Annotated in this window: 21 protein-coding genes and 1 tRNA gene; 9 read left to right on the top strand and 13 right to left on the bottom strand. The window is 73.6% G+C overall.

Annotated features, from left to right (window positions below):
* The first annotated feature begins 4 nt into the window (after positions 1 to 4).
* Positions 5 to 1,030 carry a guanitoxin biosynthesis L-enduracididine beta-hydroxylase GntD gene (gene gntD, locus GQS52_RS16050; RefSeq protein WP_182314086.1) on the top strand — a complete coding sequence of 342 codons (1,026 nt, stop codon included), beginning with the start codon at positions 5 to 7 and terminating at the stop codon, positions 1,028 to 1,030.
* A gap of 54 nt (positions 1,031 to 1,084) precedes the next feature.
* On the opposite strand, the gene GQS52_RS16045 is transcribed toward gntD, so the two are convergent.
* The 9 genes from GQS52_RS16045 to galU all read right to left on the bottom strand — a co-directional run bounded on the left by GQS52_RS16045 (position 1,085) and on the right by galU (position 8,699).
* A complete protein-coding gene (locus GQS52_RS16045; RefSeq protein WP_182314085.1) occupies positions 1,085 to 1,729 on the bottom strand; it encodes an HAD family hydrolase in 645 nt (214 codons plus the stop codon).
* Positions 1,730 to 1,786: 57 nt separating this feature from the next.
* On the bottom strand, positions 1,787 to 2,734 hold the full coding sequence (locus GQS52_RS16040) for an aldo/keto reductase (RefSeq protein ID WP_182314084.1): 948 nt from the start codon (positions 2,732 to 2,734) through the stop codon (positions 1,787 to 1,789).
* Positions 2,735 to 3,074: 340 nt separating this feature from the next.
* Positions 3,075 to 3,148 (bottom strand) — tRNA-Ala (locus GQS52_RS16035).
* A 76-nt stretch (positions 3,149 to 3,224) separates the two neighbouring features.
* Positions 3,225 to 4,340, bottom strand: coding sequence for a hypothetical protein (locus GQS52_RS16030; RefSeq protein ID WP_182314083.1), 1,116 nt, complete (start codon positions 4,338 to 4,340; stop codon positions 3,225 to 3,227).
* Between the two features lie 152 nt (positions 4,341 to 4,492).
* A complete protein-coding gene (locus GQS52_RS16025) occupies positions 4,493 to 5,113 on the bottom strand; it encodes a GNAT family protein (protein ID WP_182316496.1) in 621 nt (206 codons plus the stop codon).
* Complete coding sequence (locus tag GQS52_RS16020) at positions 5,110 to 5,751, bottom strand: MogA/MoaB family molybdenum cofactor biosynthesis protein (protein WP_182314082.1); 642 nt, start codon at positions 5,749 to 5,751, stop codon at positions 5,110 to 5,112. The genes GQS52_RS16025 and GQS52_RS16020 overlap by 4 nt, the downstream gene beginning before the upstream one ends.
* A gap of 13 nt (positions 5,752 to 5,764) precedes the next feature.
* Positions 5,765 to 6,271 (bottom strand): cyclic pyranopterin monophosphate synthase MoaC, encoded by a 507-nt coding sequence (moaC, locus tag GQS52_RS16015; RefSeq protein ID WP_182314081.1) that lies wholly within the window; start codon positions 6,269 to 6,271, stop codon positions 5,765 to 5,767.
* Positions 6,272 to 6,447: 176 nt separating this feature from the next.
* Positions 6,448 to 7,794, bottom strand: coding sequence for a gephyrin-like molybdotransferase Glp (gene glp, locus GQS52_RS16010; protein WP_182314080.1), 1,347 nt, complete (start codon positions 7,792 to 7,794; stop codon positions 6,448 to 6,450).
* Positions 7,791 to 8,699: a UTP--glucose-1-phosphate uridylyltransferase GalU gene (galU, locus tag GQS52_RS16005; protein ID WP_182314079.1), complete on the bottom strand. Its 909-nt coding sequence runs from the start codon at positions 8,697 to 8,699 to the stop codon at positions 7,791 to 7,793. Before galU ends, glp begins: the two co-directional genes overlap by 4 nt.
* A gap of 76 nt (positions 8,700 to 8,775) precedes the next feature.
* Between galU and GQS52_RS16000 the strand changes: the two genes are divergently transcribed.
* Entirely contained in the window at positions 8,776 to 9,435 is a 660-nt protein-coding gene (locus tag GQS52_RS16000) for a 5-formyltetrahydrofolate cyclo-ligase (RefSeq protein ID WP_182314078.1), read from the top strand.
* Between the two features lie 158 nt (positions 9,436 to 9,593).
* Here GQS52_RS16000 and GQS52_RS15995 read toward each other — a convergent pair whose 3' ends face one another.
* Positions 9,594 to 12,467, bottom strand: coding sequence for a penicillin acylase family protein (locus GQS52_RS15995; RefSeq protein ID WP_182314077.1), 2,874 nt, complete (start codon positions 12,465 to 12,467; stop codon positions 9,594 to 9,596).
* 140 nt (positions 12,468 to 12,607) lie between these two features.
* On the opposite strand from GQS52_RS15995, the gene GQS52_RS15990 reads away from it, so the two are divergent.
* The 6 genes from GQS52_RS15990 (at position 12,608) to mscL (ending at position 18,904) form a co-directional block, all read left to right on the top strand.
* Complete coding sequence (locus GQS52_RS15990; RefSeq protein WP_259371128.1) at positions 12,608 to 14,113, top strand: potassium/proton antiporter; 1,506 nt, start codon at positions 12,608 to 12,610, stop codon at positions 14,111 to 14,113.
* A gap of 549 nt (positions 14,114 to 14,662) precedes the next feature.
* On the top strand, positions 14,663 to 15,838 hold the full coding sequence (locus GQS52_RS15985; RefSeq protein ID WP_259371127.1) for an MFS transporter: 1,176 nt from the start codon (positions 14,663 to 14,665) through the stop codon (positions 15,836 to 15,838).
* Positions 15,839 to 15,927: 89 nt separating this feature from the next.
* On the top strand, positions 15,928 to 16,254 hold the full coding sequence (locus GQS52_RS15980; RefSeq protein WP_182314076.1) for an FmdB family zinc ribbon protein: 327 nt from the start codon (positions 15,928 to 15,930) through the stop codon (positions 16,252 to 16,254).
* A gap of 81 nt (positions 16,255 to 16,335) precedes the next feature.
* Positions 16,336 to 17,184: an S-methyl-5'-thioadenosine phosphorylase gene (locus tag GQS52_RS15975; protein ID WP_182314075.1), complete on the top strand. Its 849-nt coding sequence runs from the start codon at positions 16,336 to 16,338 to the stop codon at positions 17,182 to 17,184.
* Between the two features lie 479 nt (positions 17,185 to 17,663).
* Positions 17,664 to 18,362 (top strand): Flp pilus assembly protein CpaB, encoded by a 699-nt coding sequence (gene cpaB / locus GQS52_RS15970; RefSeq protein ID WP_259370810.1) that lies wholly within the window; start codon positions 17,664 to 17,666, stop codon positions 18,360 to 18,362.
* 50 nt (positions 18,363 to 18,412) lie between these two features.
* The gene (mscL, locus tag GQS52_RS15965) at positions 18,413 to 18,904 is read left to right on the top strand and encodes a large conductance mechanosensitive channel protein MscL (protein WP_182314074.1); all 492 of its coding nucleotides are present in this window, start codon (positions 18,413 to 18,415) and stop codon (positions 18,902 to 18,904) included.
* 37 nt (positions 18,905 to 18,941) lie between these two features.
* Here the strand turns inward: mscL and GQS52_RS15960 are convergent, their stop codons facing one another.
* The 3 genes from GQS52_RS15960 to GQS52_RS15950 all read right to left on the bottom strand — a co-directional run bounded on the left by GQS52_RS15960 (position 18,942) and on the right by GQS52_RS15950 (position 20,965).
* On the bottom strand, positions 18,942 to 19,112 hold the full coding sequence (locus GQS52_RS15960) for a hypothetical protein (protein WP_182314073.1): 171 nt from the start codon (positions 19,110 to 19,112) through the stop codon (positions 18,942 to 18,944).
* 257 nt (positions 19,113 to 19,369) lie between these two features.
* The gene (locus GQS52_RS15955) at positions 19,370 to 20,347 is read right to left on the bottom strand and encodes a sigma-70 family RNA polymerase sigma factor (RefSeq protein WP_182314072.1); all 978 of its coding nucleotides are present in this window, start codon (positions 20,345 to 20,347) and stop codon (positions 19,370 to 19,372) included.
* Positions 20,348 to 20,632: 285 nt separating this feature from the next.
* Complete coding sequence (locus tag GQS52_RS15950) at positions 20,633 to 20,965, bottom strand: DUF3140 domain-containing protein (RefSeq protein ID WP_182314071.1); 333 nt, start codon at positions 20,963 to 20,965, stop codon at positions 20,633 to 20,635.
* A gap of 114 nt (positions 20,966 to 21,079) precedes the next feature.
* On the opposite strand from GQS52_RS15950, the gene GQS52_RS15945 reads away from it, so the two are divergent.
* Complete coding sequence (locus GQS52_RS15945) at positions 21,080 to 22,858, top strand: FUSC family protein (RefSeq protein WP_259370809.1); 1,779 nt, start codon at positions 21,080 to 21,082, stop codon at positions 22,856 to 22,858.
* The last annotated feature ends 33 nt before the right edge of the window (positions 22,859 to 22,891 follow it).

The raw sequence follows: 22,891 nt of genomic DNA, 5'->3' as shown, positions 1-22,891 counted from the left end.
GGACATGGAGAAGTACCACCTGGACGCCAGGGCCAACGCGGACATCGACGACCTGGTGCGGGAGCTGACCCGTGGCCCGGCGAGCGTGCACGACGCCGCGTTCCACAAGAAGGCCGCGGTGCTCGCGCACGAGCTTCCGCGGGACCTCCGGGAGGCGCTCGTCGGGTTCCGGCTCACCGAGCCGTCGGGGGGGTTCCTGCTGTCCGGCATCCGGATCGGTGACGGGATCGGGCCCACCCCCGGCCACTGGCACCAGCCCGAGGGGGAGGTCTCGCCGACGCTGAGGGAGGAGGCCTTCTTCACCCTCTGCGCGCAGCTCCTCGGCGACCCCTTCGGCTACGCGACCCTGCACAACGGGCTGCTGATGCACAACATCGTGCCCATCAAGGGGCACGAGAAGGAGCAGATATCCTCCGGTTCCGAGGAGCTCCTGGAGTGGCACACCGAGGAGGCGTTCCACCCCTACCGGTCGGACTACACCGCGCTGATGTGCCTGCGCAATCCGTACGGGGCCCCGACCACCTACGCCGAGATCTCCGACCTCGACATCGACGGGGCGGACGCCGAGATCCTCCGCCGGCCGCTCTTCGCCGCCAGGCCGAGCGGCTCGCACTCCGCGGAGCGGAACGCCTACACCACCCACCTGCCGGAGCACCGGCACGTCCGCGCGCGCGAGAGCTTCGACCGGATCGAGGAACTGCACCGCAACCCGCCGGCGGTGAGCGTCCTCTTCGGTGACGACGCCGACCCCTACCTGTGCGTCGACCCCGACTGCATGACCCCGCTGACCGAGGAGGCGGACGGGGCGCTGCGGCGGCTGTGCGCCGAGATCAACCGGAAGATCCAGGACGTCGCGCTCACCCCCGGCGACATCCTCTTCCTCGACAACTACAGGGCGATCCACGGACGCCGGCCGTTCAAGGCGCGCTTCGACGGCTCGGACCGGTGGCTGAAGCGGATGAACATCACGCGCGACCTCCGCCGCTCGCGGGCCCGCAGGCTCTCGGCCGACGACCGGGTCGTCCGGTAGGAGGTGTCCGGATGAGCGTGTGCCGCCTGCGGCCCGGCCGCAGGCGGCACACGCTCATCCGGCCGCCAGCAGGATCGGGAAGGCCTCGGCGACCGCCGTCACGACCCGGCCGGGGACAGGTCCTCCGGGCGGCAGGGGCCGGCCGCCCGAGACCCATATCGTCGACATGCCCACGGCGGCGGCGCCCGCGATGTCGTGCTCCAGGGAATCGCCGACCATCCACGCGCCGTCGAGGACGGTGTCCGCACGCTCGGCGACCAGCCGGAAGACCTCCGGCTCCGGCTTGCGCGCCACCTCGTCGTCGGCGAAGCACACCACGTCGAAGAGGTCCGCCATGCCGTCCCGCATCTTCGGCTGCTGGTCCAGCTCGGTGCCGTTGGTGAGCAGCGCGGTCCGCCACCCGCGCCCGCGCAGGGTCCGAAGGCTGTCCAGAGCGCCGTCGAACGCCAGGGAGAGAAGCGGGACCCGCTCCAGGAAAATGCTCCGGAGTTCTTCGTGGGACTCGGCGAATCCGAATCGGTCGACAATGGCCTGGAATGATTCCTGGGGGGAAACCGGCCGCTGCTGCTCCTCCCGGAGGAACTGCAGCCCTTCCGCTCCGAGATTGCGCTGCTCGGCCAATTCGACGAACCACCGGTCCACTGCCCCGGTACTGTCCACCAGCGTGTCGTCGAGGTCGAATATGACAAACCTGTTCACATGCGGCCAATCACTCTGCGGTACGGACGGCAAGAAAAAGGGGGAGAGCGGCGACCGCTATTCGCGGGCGCCCACCGGGGCCGGCAGCGCGTCCAGCTCGGCGAGATCGGCCGCGGAGAGGACGAGGTCGGCGGCCCGGGCGTTCTGCTCCAGGTAGCGCGGGGTCTTGGTGCCCGGGATCGGGACGACGTGCTCCCCCTGCGCGAGCAGCCAGGCGAGCGCCACCTGGGCGGGGGTGGCGCCCAGGCGCTCACCGACCGAGCGGACGACGTCCACCAGCTTGGCGTTGGCGGCCATGGAGTCCGCCGTGAACCGGGGCATTTCGGCGCGGAAGTCGCCGTCGCCGAGATCCGCCGGGGTGCTGTAGCGGCCGCCGAGGAGCCCGCTGCCGAGCGGCGAGTGGCACAGGAAGGCGATGCCGTTCTCACGGCAGAACGGAACCACGTCCCCCTGGAAGTCCCGCGTGAACAGCGAGAATTCGGACTGCACGGCGGCCACCGGGTGAACGCTCCGGGCCCGGCGCACCTCGTCGGCGGACGCCTCGGAGATGCCGAGGGCGCGCACCTTCCCCTCGGCCGCCAGCTCCGCGAGCGCGCCCCAGCTCTCCTCCACCGGAACCTTCGGGTCGACGCGGTGCAGGAAGTAGATGTCGACGCAGTCGGTGCGGAGGCGCCGCAGGCTGGCCTCCAGGGCGGAACGGAGGTACTCGGGGCGCCCGTCGAGGGTGAAGTCGGTCCCGTCGTACCGGACCCCGCCCTTGGTGGACAGCACGGCCTCGTCGCGCCTGCCGAGCAGCGCGCGCCCGACCAGTTCCTCGTTGGTGAACGGCCCGTACACGTCCGCCGTGTCGATCAGGTCGATCCCCAGATCGAGCGCCCGGCGCACGACGGAAACGGAAGTCCCGTCGTCCCTGTTCTGCGGGTCGTAGGCAAAGGACATCCCCATCGTTCCCAGGCCTATACGACCGACGACCGGCCCTCCGGAACCCAGCGTGGTGGTACGCACGGAATATTCCTTTCGGATGGGGCCCGGCACACGGCATTACCGTTGCCCCGGTAATCGACGATCCGTCACGTCGCCGTCGTCCGGAGCAGCATAGAATCCGCCGGCGCAGCGCGACAACCCCTTCGGAAAAGGGCAGCCGGCGCCCCCGGCGGAACCGCGGATTTCCTGGCCGTATTTTTCGCCGGGCCGGGGGGCGGGGGGCGGGGCGTCCCGATCGGTTCACCCGGCATGCGGCAGCCGCGCCGGAGCGGGCCCCGGAAACAGAGAATCCCGCCCGGCTCGACGAGCCGGACGGGATCCGGTGGTCCTTCACGAGGCGACTCGTGAAGGACCGTTGTTGTGGACCTGAGGGGATTCGAACCCCTGACCCCCTCGATGCGAACGAGGTGCGCTACCGGACTGCGCCACAGGCCCTTGCAACGAGGAAGACTCTAGCATCCCGGAGGTCGTGGTCGTGAATCCGTTCCGGCCGGAGTGGATCACGCCCCGGTCACTCGTTGGCGGCGCGGGGGCGGTCCTCGTCGGCGTACTGGTCGAACAGGGGGGTGCGGGAGCGGTCGGGGCCGTGCAGAGGGTGGGAGACCGCCTGCACGGGCGCCTCGGGCGCGGCCTCGGCCGACTCGGCCGGGGCGGAGCGCGCCGAGCTCCAGGCGTCCGGGGCGCTCAGGTCCACCCCGTCGTGGGTGCGGGGGGCGACCGGCGCGGTGACGTAGGTCGGCAGGGGCACCGGCACCGGCTCCCAGCCGTCCTCGGTGCGCTCGCGCTGCTGGTCGACCCACTCCGCGTGGTCGGTCTCCTCCACCAGCGCGCGGCGCTCCGCGGTCTCGCGGGGGGTGGGGGCGGGCGCGGCGGGCGCGGCCGGCTCGGGCCCCGCGGACCCCTCCGCCACTGCCGCCGTCTCCGCCCTGCCCTTCGGGCGGGGGTGGGAGTGGGCGCGGGGCCGGTCCGCCGGGGACGGGGCCGCGAGCGGGGGGCGCGGCTGCCGGACGGTGCGCGCCTCGCGCAGTGTCCGGGCGGCTTCGACGGCGCGGCGCTGGTCCATGGTGAACTCGAAGCGGCGCCGTTCCTGCCCCCGCAGGTAGACGATGTAGGAGGTGAGCAGGGCTCCGGGCGCCAGGGGCGCCCAGAGGAAGGCGAGTCCGCCGACCGCGGCGATGATCGCGCCCGCGGTGAAGGCGAGGAAGAGGACGGTGGTGGTCCGCCGCCTGCGGGCGAGCACGCGGGCCCGGGCGTTCTGGGGGGACGGGGCGGCGGGGCGGGCGGCCGGGGGCTGCTCCTGCGCGGTGCGCCTGCGGCCCGGTTCGGTCGCGGGCACGGCGAGGGCCCGGACGTCCACGGGCGCCTCCGCGTGATCGGCGGAGGCCGTGGCGTCCGGTTCTTCCGGGAGGGCGTTCTCCGCCTCGTCCCCGGAACCGTGTTCTTCGTCGAGCGCCTTGGCGTAACGGCGCTCCAGCCCCGCCCTTCCGGAGAGCAGCCGGATGGCGGTGCTGAAGCGTTCCGTCGGACGAGCCTCGTTGAGTTCGTCCTGCCTACGGAGCCACATCGGCACCAAGTAGGCAGCCCAGGCCCCCACGATGACTGCGTAGATGAGGCCGCTGCTGCTCACAGCGAACACGGTAGGACTCCCGGGGGTGGCTCATCCGCAATTTCGGACGGTGTGTCGCACGATCTGGTTGATTCTTCGAACTTTTTTTACGATTTCCGAGACCGGAAGATTCATACCGGCCCTGAATGAGTCTTTTAATTCGAACGTTTATTTCATTTCAAGGTGCTGCCCGGACGCGCGTTCCGCCACCGCTGCACGAGGCCCCCGGGCACGTCCTCAACGGTGAGGGCGTAGACCAGGTGGTCGCGCCAGCCCCCGTCGATGTGGAGGTAGCGGGGGCGCAGCCCCTCCTCGCGGAAACCGAGCTTCTCCACCACCCGGCGGCTCGGCATGTTCTCCGGCCGGATGCACACCTCGACGCGGTGCAGGCCGAGGGTGAAGAAGCAGTGGTCCACCGCGAGGGCGACGGCCGTCGGCGTCACGCCGCGGCCGGCGACCGCCCGGTCCACCCAGTAGCCGACGTGCGCCGAGCACATCGACCCCCAGGTGATGCCGGCGACGGTCAACTGCCCGGCCAGCCGGCCCCGGTAGTCCACCACGAAGGGGAGCATCCGGCCCGCGGACGCCTCGGCCCGCAGGTGGCGGACCATCTGCCGGTAGGACGGGCGCTGCACGAAGTGGCCCGGCGGGGCGGGGGGAAGCGTGGCCTCCCAGGGGCGCAGCCAGTCGCGGTTGCGCAGGTTGACCTCCCGCCAGGCGTGCTGGTCGCGCATCCTCAACGGACGGAGGGCGACGTCCCCCTCCGTCAGCTCGACGGGCCAGGAAGCGTTCAGCTCGGTCTCCCGTGCCGGGGCGGGGCCGCGGCCGGAGGCTGCGGATGGTCCCCGCCGTTGATCTGGTCGACGGCGTGCGCCAGCAGGGGCCGCAGCACGGCCAGGCCGTCCCTGACGCCGCCGGTGGAGCCGGGGAGGTTCACCACGAGGGTGGTCCCGGCGACGCCCGCCGTGCCGCGCGAGAGGGCCGCGGTGGGCACCGCGGCCCGCCCCTCGGCCCTGATCGCCTCGGCGATCCCGGGGATCTCCCGGTCGAGCACCCTGCGGGTGGCCTCCGGGGTGCGGTCGGTGGGCGAGATCCCGGTGCCGCCGGTGGTGAGCACCACGTCGTAGCCGGCGGCCACGGCGTCGCGCAGCGCCTCCTCGACCGGGTCGCCGTCGGGCACCACCCGGGGTCCGTCGGCCGCGAAGCCCATGGCGGTCAGGCCCTCGACGAGCAGGGGGCCTCCGCGGTCCTCGTAGACGCCGGCGAAGGCGCGGTTGGAGACGGTCACGGCCAGGGCCCGGCGGGCGGCGGGGGCCGCGGGCACGTCGGCGGGGGCGGGGGCGTCGGCGGTGGCTGCGGGCGCGGCGGAGCCGCCCGGTGCGTCCGCGGGGCGGGCCGGGCCGGCGGGGGCCGAGGGGTCGGGAAGGGTCACGGCGTCTCCTCGTTCACAGGGTCCCGGAGGACGGGGCTCGGTGCCAGTCGCCGGACTTCCCGCCGGTCTTCTCCTCGACCCCGACGTCGGTGATCACCGCCGCCTTGTCGACCGCCTTGACCATGTCGACCACGGTGAGGGCGGCCACGGTGACCGCGGTGAGGGCCTCCATCTCGACGCCGGTGCGGTCGGTGGTCCGCACGACGGCTTCGATCTCGACTGCCTCGTCGGTGACGGACAGCTCGACGCGGACCCCCGACAGGGCGAGGGGGTGGCACAGGGGGACGAGGTCAGGGGTGCGCTTGGCGCCCATGATCCCGGCGATGCGGGCGGTGGCGAGGGCGTCCCCCTTGGGCATGCCCTCCCCCCGCAGGAGTTCCACCACGCGCGGAGAGACCAGGACGCGGCCGGTTGCTCTGGCGGTGCGGGCCGTCACCTGCTTGTCCGAGACGTCGACCATGCGGGCCGCGCCCGACTCGTCGATGTGCGTCAGGTGCGAACGGGCGTTGTCGGTGGTCATGTCGGCCGTCTCCCGGGGCGGTGGGTCGGGCAGACACGCTACCGCCAGCCGGGCGGGGCGGGCCTCCCGGGCCGCCCCCTCGGGCACCGGGCCGCCCCTTCGGGAGACGGACCGGCGCCGCGGGCCGCCCCGGGCGGGGCGCCGCGGGCGGCCCGCGGCGCCCCGCCCGGGAGGGATCAGCCCAGCAGGAGGACGTCCACCTCGGTGCCGGCGGGCACCTCGGTCGTCTCCTCGGGGACGACGACCAGTGCGTCGGCGTGGGCCAGCGCCTTGACCAGGTGCGAGCCGTGGCCGCCGACCGGGGTGACGGTGCCCGTGCACTCCCCCGGCGCGGGCGGGGTGTGGCGGGCCCGCAGGAACTGGCGCTTGCCCGGCAGGGAGGCCAGGTCGGTGTCGACGACGGCGCGGACGGTCTCCCGCCGCGCCGGCTCGATCCCCATCAGGGCCCTTATGACCGGCCGGACGAAGACCTCGAAGGAGACGTAGGCGCTGACCGGGTTGCCGGGCAGCGCGCACAGCGGGACGCGGTCCGGGCCGACCAGCCCGAAGCCCTGGGGCTTCCCGGGCTGCATGGCCAGCCTGCGGAACTCCACGCCCTCCAGCGCCTCCTTGACCACGTCGTAGGCGCCGACGCTGACACCTCCGCTGGTGACGACCAGGTCGGCGCGGACCAGGTGGTCCTCGACCGTGGCGCGCAGGGTGTCGGCGTCGTCGGCGACGGAGCCGACCCGGTAGGCGACGGCGCCGGCCGCGCGGGCGGCGGCGGTCAGCGCGAAGCTGTTGGAGTCGTTGATCCGGCCGTCGCCCGGCTCCTCGCCGGGCTGGACGAGCTCGCTGCCGGTGGACAGCACCACCACGCGCGGGCGCGGGCGGACCTTGACGGTGGGCCGGCCGACCGCGGCCAGCAGGCCGATCTGCGGCGGCCCCAGCACGGTGCCCAGGGCCAGGGCGAGCTCCCCCGCGCGGGCGTCGCCGCCCCGGGTACGGACGTGGGCGCCGGGCTTCGCGGGCCGGTAGACCTGCACCAGCCCGCCGGAGCCGGCCGGGTCGTCGCTGTGGGCGCGCATGCCGTCCACCGGGCCCTCGCCGGTCCCGCCGTCGGTCCACTCGACGGGGACGACTGCGTCGGCGCCGGGTGGCAGGGGGGCGCCGGTCATGATGCGGGCGCAGCTGCCGGCCCCGACGTGCGGCAGGGTGCCCGCGCCGGCGGCGATGTCGCCGACGACCTCGAGGATCACCGGGCGGTCCGCGTCCGCCTCGGCGACGTCGGCCGCGCGCACCGCGTAGCCGTCCATGGAGCTGTTGTCGAAGGGCGGCAGGGCGACGGCCACGGTGACGTCCTCGGCCAGGACGCAGCCCTGGGCGTCGAGGATCGGCACCTCTATGGGGTCCATCGGCCGGATGCGGCCGAGGACGTCCTCGAGGTGCTCGTCGACGGACCAGACGCGCGCGGGGCGCTCCTGGTCCGCCGGCGGGCGGCCCGTGGACGGGCCGTGGTGTCCGCTGCGCGCGGGACTGGTCAATGCTGCATCTCCTCGGTGACGAAACGTTTGAGCCAGGACCGGAAGTCGGGCCCCAGGTCTTCACGTTCGCACGCGAGTCGCACGATCGCACGCAGATAGTCGCCGCGGTCGCCGGTGTCGTAGCGGCGGCCGGTGAACAGCACGCCGTGGACGGGGCCGCCGTCGCTGCGGCCGGTGGCGAGCTCGCGCAGGGCGTCGGTGAGCTGGATCTCGCCGCCGCGCCCGGGCTCGGTCTTGCGCAGCACCTCGAAGACGGCCGGGTCGAGCACGTAGCGGCCGATGACCGCGAGGTTGCTCGGCGCGTCGGCCGCGTCCGGCTTCTCCACCAGGTCGGTGACCCGCACCACGCCGTCCTCCCCGGTCGGCTCGACCGCGGCGCAGCCGTAGAGGTGGATCTGCTCCGGCTCGACCTCGATGAGGGCGACGACGCTGCCGCCGAGCTCCGCCCGGACGTCGATCATGCGCTCCAGCAGCGGGTCGCGCGGGTCGATGAGGTCGTCGCCGAGGAGGACGGCGAACGGCTCGTCGCCGACGTGCGGCTCCGCGCACAGGACGGCGTGGCCCAGCCCCTTGGGAGTCCCCTGGCGGACGTAGTGCATGGTGGCGAGGTCGCTGGACTCCCGGACCCGGGCGAGGCGGCTCTCGTCGCCCTTGCGGGAGAGGGCCTCCTCGAGCTCGTAGTTGCGGTCGAAGTGGTCCTCCAGCGGCCGCTTGTTGCGGCCGGTGACCATCAGCACGTCGGGCAGTCCGGCCGCGACGGCCTCCTCGACCACGTACTGGATCGCGGGTTTGTCGACGACCGGCAGCATCTCCTTGGGCGTGGCCTTCGTGGCCGGCAGGAACCGGGTGCCGAGGCCGGCTGCGGGGATGACAGCCTTGCTGATCCGGGGACGGGCTTGAGTCATGCACGCACCTTAGCCGTTCGGTATGGGGAGAAAATGAAGTTCCGGTTGGTTTGCCCCGAGTGGAGGCTTTGACCGCATGTTGCGCGGAAGTGACATTACGAAGGCGGAGTTGCGTCGCAGACTCCTGGACGTGAGGGCGGGGTTGACTCCGGGTGAAGTCCTGACCGCAGGCCGTCGTCTGGCCGAGCACGCCCTGGAGCTGCCGGAGCTGACCGGGGCGGCGCCCGGCCCCGACGGGGCCGGTGCCGGGCCAGGGCGGCGGGGGCACACGGGCACGACCACCGTGGCGGCGTACGTCTCCGTGGGCCGGGAGCCGGACACCCGCGAGGTGATCGACGTGCTGAGGGAGCGCGGCACACGGGTGCTCCTGCCCGTTCTGCTGCCGGACAACGACCTGGACTGGGCGGAGTACGAGGGCGGGGGCCACACGCTGGCGGAGGCCGGCCGGGGCCTGCTGGAGCCGATCGGGCCCCGGCTGGGCCCGGAGGCGGTCCTCGCCGCCGACGCCGTGCTGCTGCCCGGGCTGGCGGTGGACCGGCGCGGGGTGCGCCTGGGGCGCGGCGGCGGGTCCTACGACCGGGTGCTGGACCGGCTGGAGCGGGCCGGGACCGACCCCGCCCTGGTGGTGGTGCTGTACGACGGCGAGGTCCTGGAGTCCGTGCCGGCCGAGGAGCACGACCGGGCCGTGCACGCGGCCGTGACGCCCTCCGCGGTGCACCGCTTCCGTCCGCACTGAGACGGCCGGCCGGGGAGCCGCGGCCGGGGCTCCCCGGCGCGGGGCCGCCCCCGCGGCGGGGGCGGCCCCGACGCGCGGGAGCCGCGGCGGCCGCCGGGCACCCGTGGTGCCGGAGGGCCGCCGCGGCTCCCGCCGTGCCGCCGTGCCGCGCCGTACGCCTACGGCTTCAGCGTCAGGGTGTTCTCGGTCCGCTCCGCGACGGCCTCCTTCGTGAACCGCCACGGCAGCAGCTCGCCCTTGACCCACTTCTCGGTCTGGTCGGTGTAGGTGCTGTCGAAGGCGTGCCCGGAGGCGCCGGTGAGGTTGATCCACCGGGACTTGTCGAAGTCGTCCAGGTTGACGACCATCCGCATCGAGGGCACCCACACCACCCGGTAGCCGCCGGCCGCGTTCCAGCCGGTGGCGTTGACCGTCGCCTCGCCGCCGCCGAGCTCGTACGGGCCGCGGTTGAACAGGCGCTGCACGAGGTCGGGCGCGCCCTTGCCCAGGGTCTGGTTCTCCAGCTCCAGGCGGTGCAGGCGGCCCCAGCTCCAGGTGGTGATGTCCTTGCCGAGCTTGGAGGTCAGCTCGTAGCGGGCGTTCTCCAGCGCCTGGGCGAGGACGTGGTCGCGGTCGGTGGTCACACCCTCCTCCAGGGAGGTGTTCCACCACTCGTTGTCCTCGTCGGGGAGGATCTTGCGGACCGTCTCGAACCAGCGGTCGCCGCCGTCGGGCTGGGCCTGGTCGCCGGAGCGCATGCCGCACTCGCGCACCAGCCCGTCGCCGCCGTCGAGGTCGTCCACCGGCGCGGAGGCGTCGGCCGGCAGCACCCGCAGGCACTGGCCCTTGACCCGCAGCTCCTTGGGCATCTTGTTGCCGAAGGCCAGCTTGAGGACGTTGCGCCAGACGGCGTTGAAGTAGGCGGCCGCCGCCGAGTCGGCGTCCTGGTCGAAGTCCCAGCCCTGGAGCAGGTCCTGGGCGTCGCGGACGTACTTGTCCTTGACGTCGATCTTGAGCAGGTACGGCACGAGGAGCTTGGCCATCTCGCTGCTGTTGTCGGTCTGCATGGACTGCATGTCGCCCATGGAGATCTTCCCGCCGTCCTCGATCTTCGACTCGATCAGGTCGTTTATCCGCTGGCTGCGGGCGCCGTAGCCCCAGTCGGTGGTCAGCGGGTACGGGTAGTCGCGGTCGACCACGGCCTGGTTGGCGGTGACGATGTAGCCGCGCTTCGGGTTGTACTCCCACGGCAGCGACTTGAAGGGTATGTAGCTCACCCAGCGGTACTTCGGGTCCCAGCCGGGGGCCGGCCAGCTGCCGTCGTGGCCCTCGGCGCGCACGGGGACGCGCCCGGGGGCCTGGTAGCCGATGTTGCCCTTGACGTCGGCGTAGACCAGGTTCTGGGCGGGGACGGCGAAGTTGCGGGCCGCCTTGCGGAAGCCGGCGAAGTCGGTGGCCGCGTTCATCTCGAAGACCGCGTCCATGGTGTTGCCCGGGGTCAGCGCGGTCCAGCGCAGCGAGACCGCGTAGCCGTCCTTGCGGTCCGGGGCGGAGTCGCCGACCGGCGCGTCCTTGCCGACGTTCTTGAGCTCGTCGCTGCGGTCGGAGACGATCGGCCCGTTCCTGGTGCTGCGGACGGTGATCTTCCGGCTCTTCCCGCCGGCGACCTCGATGGTCTCCTGCCGGGTCGTGAACGGCACCTGACGGCCGTTGTACAGGTAGGTGCCGGCGGTGACCTTCTCGAGGTAGAGGTCGGTCACGTCGGCCCCGAGGTTGGTGAAGCCCCAGGAGATCGACTGGTTGTGACCGATGACCACGCCCGGCATGCCGGAGAAGGTGTAGCCGGCCACGTCGTAGGGGCACTCGGCGGAGACGGTGCGGCAGTGCAGGCCCATCTGGTACCAGAGCGAGGGCAGCTGCGGCGACAGGTGCGGGTCGTTGGCCAGCATCGGCTTGCCGGTGGTGGTGTGCGCGCCGGAGACCACCCAGGAGTTGGAGCCGACGCCGCTGCCGCTGGCGCCGAGGAGCGCCGGGACGGCGTCCATGGCGTCGGCGAGCCCGGAGAGCTGGCTCTGCACGTACGGGGAGGCCTGGGAGGAGGTGCCCGCACCGGTGCCGGTGGTGCCGGTGGTGCCGCCGGTGCCGCCCACGGCTCCGGTGCCGCCGACCGCCCCGGTTCCGCCGACCGCTCCGGTGCCGCCGGCGCCGCCGACCGCTCCGGTGCCGCCGGTGCCGGTGCCGTCACCGGTGCCGCCCACGGCTCCGGGCTGTCCGGCCGTGCCCCCGGCGCCCTCGTCCTCCTCGGCGGCCGGCACGTACTCCTTGCTCAGCTGGTCGACCGAACCGCCCTCGACGATCGGCTTGTTGCGCCGGTACGGGTAGGACGGGTAGAGGTCGGCCACCTGCTTGTCGGAGAGCCGGCTGGTCATCAGCGCCCGGTCGATCTCGTCCTGCATGTTGCCGCGCAGGTCCCAGGCCATGGCCTTGAGCCAGGCGACGGAGTCGACCGGGGTCCACGGCTCGGGCTCGTAGTCGGTGGTGATCCCCAGGACCGCGTACTCCAGGGAGAGTTCGGCGCCCGAACGCTCCTTCAGGTAGGCGTTGACGCCGGCCGAGTAGGCCTTGAGGTGGTCCTTGGTGCGCGCCGACAGCTTGGTCTCGTACTCCTGCTGCGCGACGCGGCGCCAACCGAGGGTGCGCAGGAAGGCGTCGGTCTCGACCTGGTCCTCCCCGAACATCTCCGACAGCCGGCCGCCGGTGAGGTGGCGGCGCACGTCCATCTCCCAGAAGCGGTCCTGGGCGTGGACGTAGCCCTGGGCGCGGAAGAGGTCGTCGGTGCTGTCCGCGTAGACCTGCGGGATGCCGTTGGCGTCCCGCTTGACCTGCACCTCCCCCGACAGTCCGTCGATCTTCACCGTGCCGGCGGTCTGCGGGAAGGAAGCCCGCACCGTGCTGACACTCCAGAACGATCCGCCGCCGATGGCTGCCACCAACAGGACGACGACCGCGATCACGAGGAGCCGTGCGCGGCGGGGTTTCTTCTTCGCGGGCATCGCTGTCCTTCGAGGGCCAGGGTGGTCCGATGTGCTGGAGCAACACTAGGCGCAACCCGGACGGCGGCTTTACGCGGAGTCTCAATCCGTGGCAGAGAGGAGGCACCAAGAGCGGGTAAAATGTTAGTTCGGGCAACGAAATTCATGCGAGAAGGGGCGGGATCCTGACTGTCGACCACCTCAACGAACTCCTGCTGGTCTCGGCCGCCGTCCTGCTGGTGGCCGTCGTCGCCGTACGCCTGTCGACCCGCAGCGGACTGCCCAGTCTGCTGGTCTACCTCGGGATCGGCGTGGCCATGGGGCAGGACGGCCTCGGGATCTCCTTCGACAACGTCGAACTGACCCAGGTCATCGGCTACGCCGCCCTCGTGGTGATCCTGGCGGAGGGCGGCCTGGGCACGAAGTGGCAGGAGATCAGGCCGGCGGTGCCGGCCGCGGCGGTGCTGTCGACCGTCGGCGTGGTGGTCAGCGTCCTGGTCACCGCGTCGGCCGCGCACTTCCTGGTCGGCCTGGACTGGCAGTCGTCGCTGCTGATGGGCGCGGTGGTCTCCTCGACGGACGCGGCCGCGGTCTTCTCCGTGCTGCGCCGGGTCCCCCTGCCCGCCCGGCTGAACGGCCTCCTGGAGGCCGAGTCCGGATTCAACGACGCCCCGGTGGTCATCCTCGTCGTCGCCTTCTCCACCGCCGGCCCGGTCGAGCACTGGTACGTGCTGGCCGCCGTGATAGCGGCCGAGCTGGCCATCGGCCTCGTCGTGGGCATCGCCGTCGGCAAGGCGGGCGTGCTGGGCCTGAAGCGGCTCGCCCTGCCCTCCTCCGGCCTGTACCCGATCGCCGTGACGGCGCTGGCCGTCCTCGCCTACGCGGGCGGGGCCCTGCTGCACGGCAGCGGCTTCCTCGCCGTCTACATCGCCTCGCTGATCCTGGGGAACGCCCAGGTGCCGTACCGGCCCGCCGTGCGCGGCTTCGCCGAGGGCCTGGCCTGGATCGCCCAGATCGGCATGTTCGTCCTGCTCGGCCTGCTGGTCACCCCGCACGACCTCCTCGACGACATCGTCCCGGCGATCGTGATCGGCCTGGTCCTGACACTGGTGGCCCGCCCCGTGTCGGTACTGGTCAGCCTGCTGCCGTTCCGGCGGCCGTGGCGGGAGCACGTGCTGCTGTCGTGGGCGGGTCTGCGCGGCGCGGTGCCGATCGTGCTGGCCACCATCCCGATGGTGGCCGGGGTGCAGGACGCCTCCCGGGTGTTCAACATCGTCTTCGTCCTGGTCATCGTCTTCACCCTGATCCAGGGGCCCACCCTGCCGTGGGTGGCGGGGAAGCTGCGGCTCGGCGACGACGAGTCGGCCCGGGAGCTGGACATCGAGTCCGCGCCGCTGGAGCGGCTGCGGGGCCACCTGCTGTCGGTGTCGGTCCCCTCCCGGTCGCGGATGCACGGCGTCGAGGTGGGCGAGCTGCGGCTGCCGGCCGGGGCCTCCGTCACCCTGGTCGTCCGCGACGGCGAGAGCTTCGTGCCCGCGCCGAGCACCATGCTGCGGCGCGGGGACGACCTGCTGGTCGTGACCACCGACGCGGTGCGCGACCGCACCGAGGAGCGGCTGCGCGCCGTCGGCCGCGGCGGCAAGCTGGCCGGCTGGCTCGGCGCCTGAGAGGCCCGGGCCCGATCCCGTCCGCCCGGGCCGGTGCGGACGTGCACGAACACATCCGCACACGACCGAACACGACCGGGCGCGAATGAACGGTCCTGATCGGTCCCGAGTGCGGCCGAACGCCACCGGACCGTGACGAACCGGTCCGGCCCCGGGCGGGCACGCGGCGGACGGACCCCTATCCTGGGCGGGTACGCAACACGCACTCTGCCTGAGGCAGGGCCGGCGCGACCGATCGGCGGCCGCGGTCCCCCCGTGCACCGGGGCGCAGGACCCGGTATCTACCCCGGTTGACGCGAAGAGGACGGCTCTCGGCGGACCCGGCCCCACACGCCGGGCCCGCTACCAGGCGGCAGGAAGGACCCGACCGTGGCGTCCAGCCCTACGGTCCCCCCGAACGAGCACGACCCCTCCCCCGGCGGCACGGCGCCGCCCGGACCGGCGGCGACGGAGGCGACGGCGACGGCAACGGCAAAGGCCCTCACGGCCCCGCCCGCCCCGCAGGCCGCCCCCGGCGGCGCGTCCGCGGGCTCCCACGGCTACCGGGCGCTGCTGAGCACCCCCGGGGCCTGGCGCTTCCTGGTCCCCGGGTTCGCTGCCCGCCTGCCCTACGCCATGCTCGGCCTGGGCATCGTGCTGCTGCTCGAGCACACCACCGGTTCCTACGGGACGGCCGGCGCGGTGGCCGCCGCCGCGGCGATCGCGCAGGCGCTGGCCGGCCCGCACGTCGGCCGGCTGGCCGACCGCCGCGGGCAGGCCGCGGTCGTCGTGCCCGCGTCCGTCGCGCACGCCCTGTCCGTGTCGGCCCTCACCGCCCTGGCCCTGGCCGGGGCCCCGCTGTGGGCGCTGTTCGCCGCGGCGCTCGCGGCGGGCGGGACCACCCCGCAGATCGGCCCGATGATCCGCTCCCGCTGGATGACGCGCCTGGGGCCGTCGCCGCTGACCGGCACCGCCTTCGCCTTCGAGTCGGTCACCGACGAGTTCACCTTCGTCGTCGGCCCGGTGGTCACCACCGCGCTGTGCACGGCCGTGCACCCGGCGGCGGGGCTCGCCGCCACCGCGGCCCTAGTCCTGGCCGGCGGGCTGCTGTTCGCCGCGCAGCGCACCGGCGCCCCGCCCGCGACCGGCCGCGCCCGTCCGGGCACCCGGCACGCCGGGGCCATGTCGGCCCCCGGGCTGCGGCTGCTGGTCGTCGCCTTCCTGGGCATCGGGACGGTGTTCGGCTCGCTCCAGGTGTCGCTGGCGGCGTTCGCCCGGGAGACCGGCGACCCGGGGCTGGCCGGCTGGCTGTACGCGGTCTTCGCCGGCGGCAGCATGGCCGCCGGCGTGCTGTACGGGGCGGTCCGCCGCCGCAGCGCGCTGGACCGGCAGCTGCTGGTGACCTACGCACTGCTGGTGCTGGCGGCGGCCCCCCTGTGGACGGCCCGCTCGGCGCTGCCGCTGGGCGCGGTCGCCCTGCTGTGCGGCCTGGCCGTCGCCCCCACCCTGATCACCGGCTTCACCTTGGCCGAGGTCGTGGTGCCGGACAACGCGAAGACCGAGGCGTTCACCTGGCTGACCGGCGCCGTCGGGCTGGGCCTGGCGGCCGGCAGCACGGTCGCCGGGCAGCTGGCGGACCTGGTGGGGGCCCGGGCCGGCCTGGCCGTCCCGGCCGTCGGTACGGGCTGCGCGTTCGTGCTGCTGCTCATGGCGCGCAGGCTGCTGCGACCGACGCCACGTACCTGAAGGACGGACGCCAGTGGACTAAACCCCGGGGAATGCTGCACCATGGACCATCGTTAGCACTCAATAGGTGAGAGTGCCAGGAGGAGCAAGTGCCGACGTACCAGTACCAGTGCACCGAATGCGGCGAGGGCCTCGAGGTGGTGCAGAAGTTCAGCGACGACGCGCTGACGGAGTGCCCCGCCTGCAGCGGGCGCCTGCGCAAGGTCTTCTCCGCGGTCGGCGTGGTCTTCAAGGGGTCCGGTTTCTACCGGACCGACAGCCGCGGCAGCTCGTCGAGCTCCACGCCCGCGGCGAAGAGCAGCAGCGACAGCTCGTCGAGCAGCGGGTCGAGCGCGTCCGCATCCTCCTCGTCGTCCTCGTCGTCCGGCTCGGGCAGCAGCTCCACGAGCACGGCCGGCAGCACCTCCGCCGCCTGACGCGCGGCGTCCCTCGGGCCCCGTCACCGGTTCTCCGGCGCGGGGCCCGCGGCGTGCCGGGCTGCCGTTAGGGTGACCGGCATGGTGCGAGAGAGCAACGGCGACCGGGCGGACATCGGCGTCATCGGAGGATCCGGCTTCTACTCCTTCCTCGACGACGTGACGGAAGTCACCGTCGAGACCCCCTACGGCCCGCCCAGCGACTCCCTCTTCCTCGGCGAGGTCGCCGGGCGGCGGGTCGCCTTCCTGCCCCGGCACGGTCGCGGGCACCACCTGCCGCCGAGCGGCATCAACTACCGCGCCAACCTGTGGGCGCTCGCCTCCGTGGGCGCCCGGCAGGTCCTGGGGCCGTGCGCGGTCGGCGGACTGCACCCCGAGCACGGGCCCGGCACGCTCCTCGTCCCCGACCAGCTGGTGGACCGCACCAAGTCCCGGACGCAGAGCTACTTCGACGGAGAGCCGCGTCCCGACGGCCTCGTGCCCCGCGTGGTGCACACCGCCTTCGCCGACCCCTACTGCCCCGTCGGCCGGGAGACCGCGGTGACCGCCGCCCGCGGCGCCGGCTGGGACGCCGTGGACGGCGGCACCATGGTGGTGATCGAGGGCCCGCGCTTCTCCACCCGCGCCGAGTCCCGCTGGCACGCCGCCCAGGGCTGGTCGGTGGTCGGCATGACCGGCCACCCCGAAGCCGTCCTCGCCCGCGAGCTGGGCCTGTGCTACACCTCGCTGGCCCTGGTCACCGACCTGGACGCGGGCGCGGCGGCGGGAGAGGGCGTCTCCCACGAGGAGGTCATGGAGGTCTTCGCCGCCAACGTCGACCGGCTGCGCACGACGCTCTTCGACGTCGTCGGCAAGCTGCCCGTGGAGCAGGACTGCACGCTGTGCCCGCACGCCCGCGGCAGCATGGACCCCGGCATCCCCCTGCCGTAGCCGGACGCGGCGGCACCGGCGACGCGCGGACGGCACGGGCGGCGGCGCGCGGACGGGTGGGTGCGCGGGCGCGGACGGCTGCGACGGGCAGTCCCGTCCCCCGCCCCTCCCCGTCCCTTGCCCCTCGCCCCGCATCACTCTCCCGGGCGGCGGATCCGTCCACAACCTGTGGACGGATCCACAGCTCCGGGCACCTGCGGCCCGCCGGGCCGCGTCCCGGGCCACAGTGTGCGGAGCCGACAGCCCCGACCCGTCAGGCGGTGACCGCCGTGCCCGCGCACCCGTCCTCTCCCCGGTCCGCACATCCGTCCGCGCATCCGCCCGCTTCCGAGCCCGGGCATCCCGGCGGGGTGCCCGGGACGCTGCCCCTGCGGCGGGTCCCGCCCGCCGTACCGGTCCCCGCGTTCGAGCCCATCAGGGCGGGCGGCGGCCGGCGGTGGCCGCGTCGATCACCACGGCGGCGGTCCCGGGCACCGCTGATGACGGTCGTGGTCCTGGCCGCCGCCGCGGCGGCCCTGGCCGCGACCTCGGCGGGGTCCTCGACTGCGCCGCGAACCCGGCCGGTGCTGGTGGCGGCCCGTGACCTGCCCGCCGGATCGCGGGTGGACCGCGGCGACCTCGAGGTGGCGCGGATGCCGCTCGACCGGGCCCCCGACGACGCGGTGCACCGGGCGGCGCAGGCCGAGGGCCGGACGCTGACCGGCCCGCTGCGCAGGGGTGCCCCGCTGACCGTCCGCGACCTGGTCGGTTCGCAGCTCCTCCGCGCGGCCTCCCCCGCCCCGGGCGGGTCCTCCGCCCGGGCTGCGGGCCGGGACGTCGTCGCCGCGCCCGTGCGGATCGCCGACGCCTCGGCCGTGCGGCTGGTGCGCCCCGGCGACCGGATCGACGTCCTGGCCGGCCCCGCCCCGGGCGGCACCGTGTTCCGGGACCGGGACGCGGCGGGTCCCGCCGCCGTCCGGGCCCGGGTCGTGGCCTCGGGGGCGCGGGTGGTGGCCGTGCCCGAGGAGGAGGACCGCGGCGGGGGAACGGCCGGGGGAGCACTGGTGGTGATCGCCGTGCCGCGCACGACGGCCGCCGAACTGGCCGGTGCCGCCGCCGGGTCCTCCCTGTCCCTGGTCGTCGCCCGCGCCCCGGGGCCCGCCGAGCGGGTTGGACAGCCACCGCCCGGGGTGCCGTAACTTTGCGGACCGGTCCCCCGGTCCCCGGCTGACGAAAGAGACTCTGGCAGATGAGCAAGGACAACGGCGTGCTCGCCGGCTTCAAGGCGTTCCTGATGCGCGGCAACGTGGTCGAACTGGCCGTCGCGGTCGTCATCGGTGCGGCCTTCACCAGCATCGTCAACGCGGTGGTGAAGGGCGTCATCAACCCGATAGTCGGCGCCTTCGGCACCTCGAACCTCGACCACTACCGGTCCTGCCTCAAGGGGCCGTGCGAGGTCAGTGCCACCGGTGACGTGACGGGCGTCTACATCCTGTGGGGCTCGGTGATCAGCGCGGCGCTGACCTTCCTCATGACCGCGGCGGTCGTCTACTTCCTGATGATCCTGCCGATGAACAAGTACAAGGAGCGCATGGCCGCCAAGGCCCCGGTGGAGGCAACGCCGGTCGAGGTGACCGAGATCCAGCTGCTCGGCGAGATCCGCGACCTGCTGCTCGAGCAGCGCAACGCCGGTGTCCACGGCCGCGACGACCGGGCCGTCGGCAAACTCCCCCGCCAGTAGGGCGCGGGGCCGTCCGGCCCGCGGGTGACGGCCCGGCCTACAGGTGGTGCGGCGGCTTCTCGTCGAGGAAGCGGGCCAGGTCGTCGTCCGCCCGGTTCGCCCGCTCGCCCCATCCGAGGTCGGTGTCGTCCGTGCTCTGCCGCTCCAGCGGGTCGTCGAAGACGAGGGCGGGACGCGGACGGGCGGGTTCGGACGTGCTGCTGCTCATGCCCTCCAGCGTACGGCTCCCGGAACGGCGGGCCGCGGCGGAGCCTGCGGGCCGCGGGCCGCAGGCGGGGCCTGCGGGCCGTCGGCGGAGGGGCGGTGCCCCGGCATGCAGGAGCCCCGGCGCTCTGGGGGCGCACCGGGGCCGGCTCCTGCGGGTGCGTCCGCCGTACGGGGCGCACCGCCGTGCTGTTCGGGTTGTCGGTCCTGCTGTCGTGACCGTGGTGCCCGCCCCGCTCCGTCGAGGGGCAGGAGAAGGGGTCAGGCCGCTTCGAAACCGGTGGCGCGGGCCATCCTCTTCAGTTCCACGAGTGCGTGCTTCTCTATCTGGCGGATCCGCTCACGGGTCAGGCCGTGCTGCTTGCCCACCTCGGTGAGGGTGCGCTCACGGCCGTCCTCGATCCCGTACCGGGAGCGGATGATCGAGGCGGTGCGGTCGTCGAGGCGGCCGATCAGGTCTTCCAGTTCCTCGCGGCGCAGCATCACCAGCACCGACTCCTCGGGGGAGGCGGCGGAGGTGTCCTCGACGAGGTCCCCGAACTGCGTCTCGCCCTCGTCGTCGACGGACATGTTGAGGCTGACCGGGTCGCGGGCCCAGTCGAGCACGTCGACGACGCGCTCGGGGGTGGTGTCCAGTTCGCCGGCGATCTCGGCGGGCTCGGGCTCGCGCCCGTGCTCCTTGTTGAACTCGCGCTGGACCCGGCGGATGCGTCCCAGTTCCTCCACCAGGTGGACGGGGAGGCGGATGGTGCGGGACTGGTCGGCGATGGACCGCGTGATGGCCTGCCGGATCCACCAGGTCGCGTAGGTGGAGAACTTGAAGCCCTTGCGGTAGTCGAACTTCTCCACGGCCCGGACCAGGCCGGCGTTGCCCTCCTGGATCAGGTCCAGCAGGGGCAGTCCGCTGCGCGGGTACCGGCGGGCGACGGCCACCACGAGCCGCAGGTTGGAGCGGATGAAGATGTCCTTGGCCCGCTCCCCTGCGGCGACCAGGGCCTTGAGCTCGTCCTCGGTCGCTCCCGATTCGGACGTCTTGCCCTCGGCGAGCAGCTGCTCGGCGTAGAGGCCCGCTTCGAGGTCCTTGGAGAGGTCGACCTCCTGCGCCGCATCCAGCAACGGGGTACGTGCGATCTCGTCGAGGTACATGCCGACCAGGTCGCGGTCCGCCGTCTCGCCGCTCCTGCTGCGGACGTTGCTGACCCCGTCTGATCGACGACGGGCGACGGCACGGGTTGCCATGCGTGCTCCCTTGCGAAGATAACGGTCGCTCTGAACGAGTGGGTCACGGGGCTTCGCTTTCCCACTCCGAAGGAGACAACGACTGCAATCCGGACAGAATTCCCATGTTGATCACGGGTTCCGGAAACGGTGCAGTATCCTGCGCCCCTTTTCGCCCCGCGCGCCCCGTCCGCCTCCGCGCTTCCGCCGCGGAGACCCTCGTGGGGACACCCGTGGAGACCCCTTCTTCCGGCAGGTGCTCCGGCCGGTCCTCCGGCAGTGGGCCGCAGGAGGGGCGGCAGCGGATCACAGCAGGGACGACGGCGGGCCGGTGGGCCGCAGCGGGTCGTGGCCGACCGCCATCAGGCGGTGCCTCTTCTCCCGCCCGCCGGGGCCGTCGAGTCCGTCGGCGCCCTCGTGCTCCACGGTGTCCACGACGGCGTACATCACCTGCAGGTCCTCCTCGCGCAGCTCGGCGCGGGACTTCTGGAGCAGCGCGAGCACTCCCTCGCCGACGGCGGTGCGCTCCCCGGCCGGACGGGATTCCAGCCAGTGGGCCAGCTCCTGGGAGGTCATGTTGACGACTTCGTGGAACTCCTGCCACAGGGCGTCGAGCTCCAGCGCGGAAGGGCCGGTCATGGCGCCATCTCCTCCGGGTGTCCGACAGGTGTCCTGAGTGGTACGCCTGTCCGGTGGACCCTTTCGGACAACCAGGAATCATTTCACGAGTAAAACACCTGTTAAGGTTGCGTCGTGGCAACAACGGACGAACCGAACCGGCGGAAGCGGATCCACCCGCTGCCGCTCCGGAGCGCGCTGCGCCTGAACCGGCCCGGTGACATCTGGCACAAGCCGGCCCTCAGCGTGGTCGCCGCCTCGGTCGTCCCCCTGCTGTTCCTCTTCCCCCTCGACCGGCTCGACCTCGTCCTGTACACCTCCGGCGGCAGCCTCTGCGCCCTCTACGCCCACGGGCTGCCCTACGCCGCCCGGGCCCGCGCGACGGCCTGGGTCTGCCTGGGCATGATCGCCAGTGTCGCCGTCGCCCTGACGGCCGCGGCGGTGGTCTCCTCCACCGCAGTGCTGGTCGCCGTCTGCGCGGCACTGGCCGCGGCCCACAAGCTGGTCTGCGACGCCACCCGCATCGGGCCGCCCGGCAACCTGATCTTCACCTTCATCGCGTCCAGCTGCGCCTTCACGCCCCAGCGCCTCGGCGACGTCCCCTTCCACCTGCTGCTGACCGCCGGCGGCGCCGCGTGCGCCTGGATCGTCGTCATGGCGCCCGGCCTCGTACGCCCGCAGGGGCCGCAGCGCCTCGCCGTGGCCCGCGCCCTGGAGGCGGCCGCCCGGCTGCTGACCGGTGACCGGCAGGACCTGCCACGCCTGCGGCACACCACCGCGTCCGCGGTGACCGCCGCCTGGCACACCCTCTTCCTCGTCCCCGCCCGCACCCCGGCCGGGGCCGGGTCCCGCGCCACCCTCGAACGGATCCTCGTCCGCGCCGAGTCCGTCCTCGCCCGCACCCCGGCCGACTCCGCCGCGGAGGCCGGGCGACTCCTCGCCCTCGCCCACGACCTGCGCCGCAACCGCCCGCTGCCCGCCCGTGCCGGGCGCACCGAACCGGCCGGCGTCGCCGCGGACCGCGAAGCGGGGCGCAGGAAGCTGCGCAGCCCCGACCCCGGCAAGCCCCGCGGCATGCGCGCCCTGGCCCGCGCGCTGGGCCCGGGCTCCCCCCTGCTGCCGGTCGGCGCCCGGCTGCTGGTCGGCTCGGCCGCCGCGGGCTGGGCCTCCATGGCCCTGGGGGTCGGCCGCCCGTACTGGGCGGTCGTGACCGCGGCCTCCGTCTTCCAGGCCAACGTCACCCTGTCCTGGAGCCGCGGCCTGCAGCGCGCGGTCGGAACCCTCCTCGGGCTGGCGGCCTTCGTCGCACTGCTGCCGGTCACCCGGTCCGGCGTGGTCACCCTGGTGGCCGTCACCCTGCTGTGCCAGTTCGGCGCCGAGGCACTGATCACCCGCAACTACTGGCTGGGGTCGGTGTGCGTGACGCAGATGGCGCTGCTGCTCGTGGAGTTCGCCGGGTACCAGCCCGCCCGCGAGCTGGTCACCGACCGGCTGATCGACACCGTCATCGGTGTCGCGGCGGGGCTCCTCGCCGCCGTCCTGGTCACCAACCGGCGGGCCGCGAACCGGATCGACGCCGCCCTGGACCGCGCGGCCGACGCGCAGCGGGAGGCCGAGCGGCTGCTGCGCACCGGGCCCGGCCGGGAAGAAGCGGCCGCGGGCAGGGGCGAAGCGGCCGGGGGCGGGGCCGACGGCGGGGGCGTCCGGGCCGGGGACGACGAGACCGCCTGGGCCCGGGACCGTCTCGCCGTCGCCCTCATCGAGCTGCGCGAGGCCTACGACGTCGCCTCCGGCGAGTGGTGGCAGCGGGCCCTGCCCGCCGAGCGCGTCGCCCTCGCCGAACGGAGCGGCCACCAGGTCCTCGCGGCCCTCGTCCGGCGGCTGACCGCCGACCGGGCGGCCCCGGCCGCATAGGATCGACGGCACCCGCCCGGACGGCGCGGGCCG

The organism is Streptomyces sp. SCUT-3 (assembly GCF_014083985.1).
Taxonomy (GTDB): domain Bacteria; phylum Actinomycetota; class Actinomycetes; order Streptomycetales; family Streptomycetaceae; genus Streptomyces_H; species Streptomyces_H thermolineatus.
This window is presented reverse-complemented; position numbering and strand designations above follow the sequence as displayed.

Coding starts and splice junctions, on each gene's coding strand:
- GQS52_RS15995 (WP_182314077.1), bottom strand. CDS start 12,467: ATGCCCGCGAAGAAGAAACCCCGCCGCGCACGGCTCCTCGTGATCGCG.
- GQS52_RS15950 (WP_182314071.1), bottom strand. CDS start 20,965: ATGACCGGCCCTTCCGCGCTGGAGCTCGACGCCCTGTGGCAGGAGTTC.
- GQS52_RS15955 (WP_182314072.1), bottom strand. CDS start 20,347: ATGGCAACCCGTGCCGTCGCCCGTCGTCGATCAGACGGGGTCAGCAAC.
- GQS52_RS16000 (WP_182314078.1), top strand. CDS start 8,776: ATGTTGCGCGGAAGTGACATTACGAAGGCGGAGTTGCGTCGCAGACTC.
- gntD (WP_182314086.1), top strand. CDS start 5: ATGGAGAAGTACCACCTGGACGCCAGGGCCAACGCGGACATCGACGAC.
- GQS52_RS15975 (WP_182314075.1), top strand. CDS start 16,336: ATGGTGCGAGAGAGCAACGGCGACCGGGCGGACATCGGCGTCATCGGA.
- mscL (WP_182314074.1), top strand. CDS start 18,413: ATGAGCAAGGACAACGGCGTGCTCGCCGGCTTCAAGGCGTTCCTGATG.
- galU (WP_182314079.1), bottom strand. CDS start 8,699: ATGACTCAAGCCCGTCCCCGGATCAGCAAGGCTGTCATCCCCGCAGCC.
- GQS52_RS15960 (WP_182314073.1), bottom strand. CDS start 19,112: ATGAGCAGCAGCACGTCCGAACCCGCCCGTCCGCGTCCCGCCCTCGTC.
- cpaB (WP_259370810.1), top strand. CDS start 17,664: ATGACGGTCGTGGTCCTGGCCGCCGCCGCGGCGGCCCTGGCCGCGACC.
- moaC (WP_182314081.1), bottom strand. CDS start 6,271: ATGACCACCGACAACGCCCGTTCGCACCTGACGCACATCGACGAGTCG.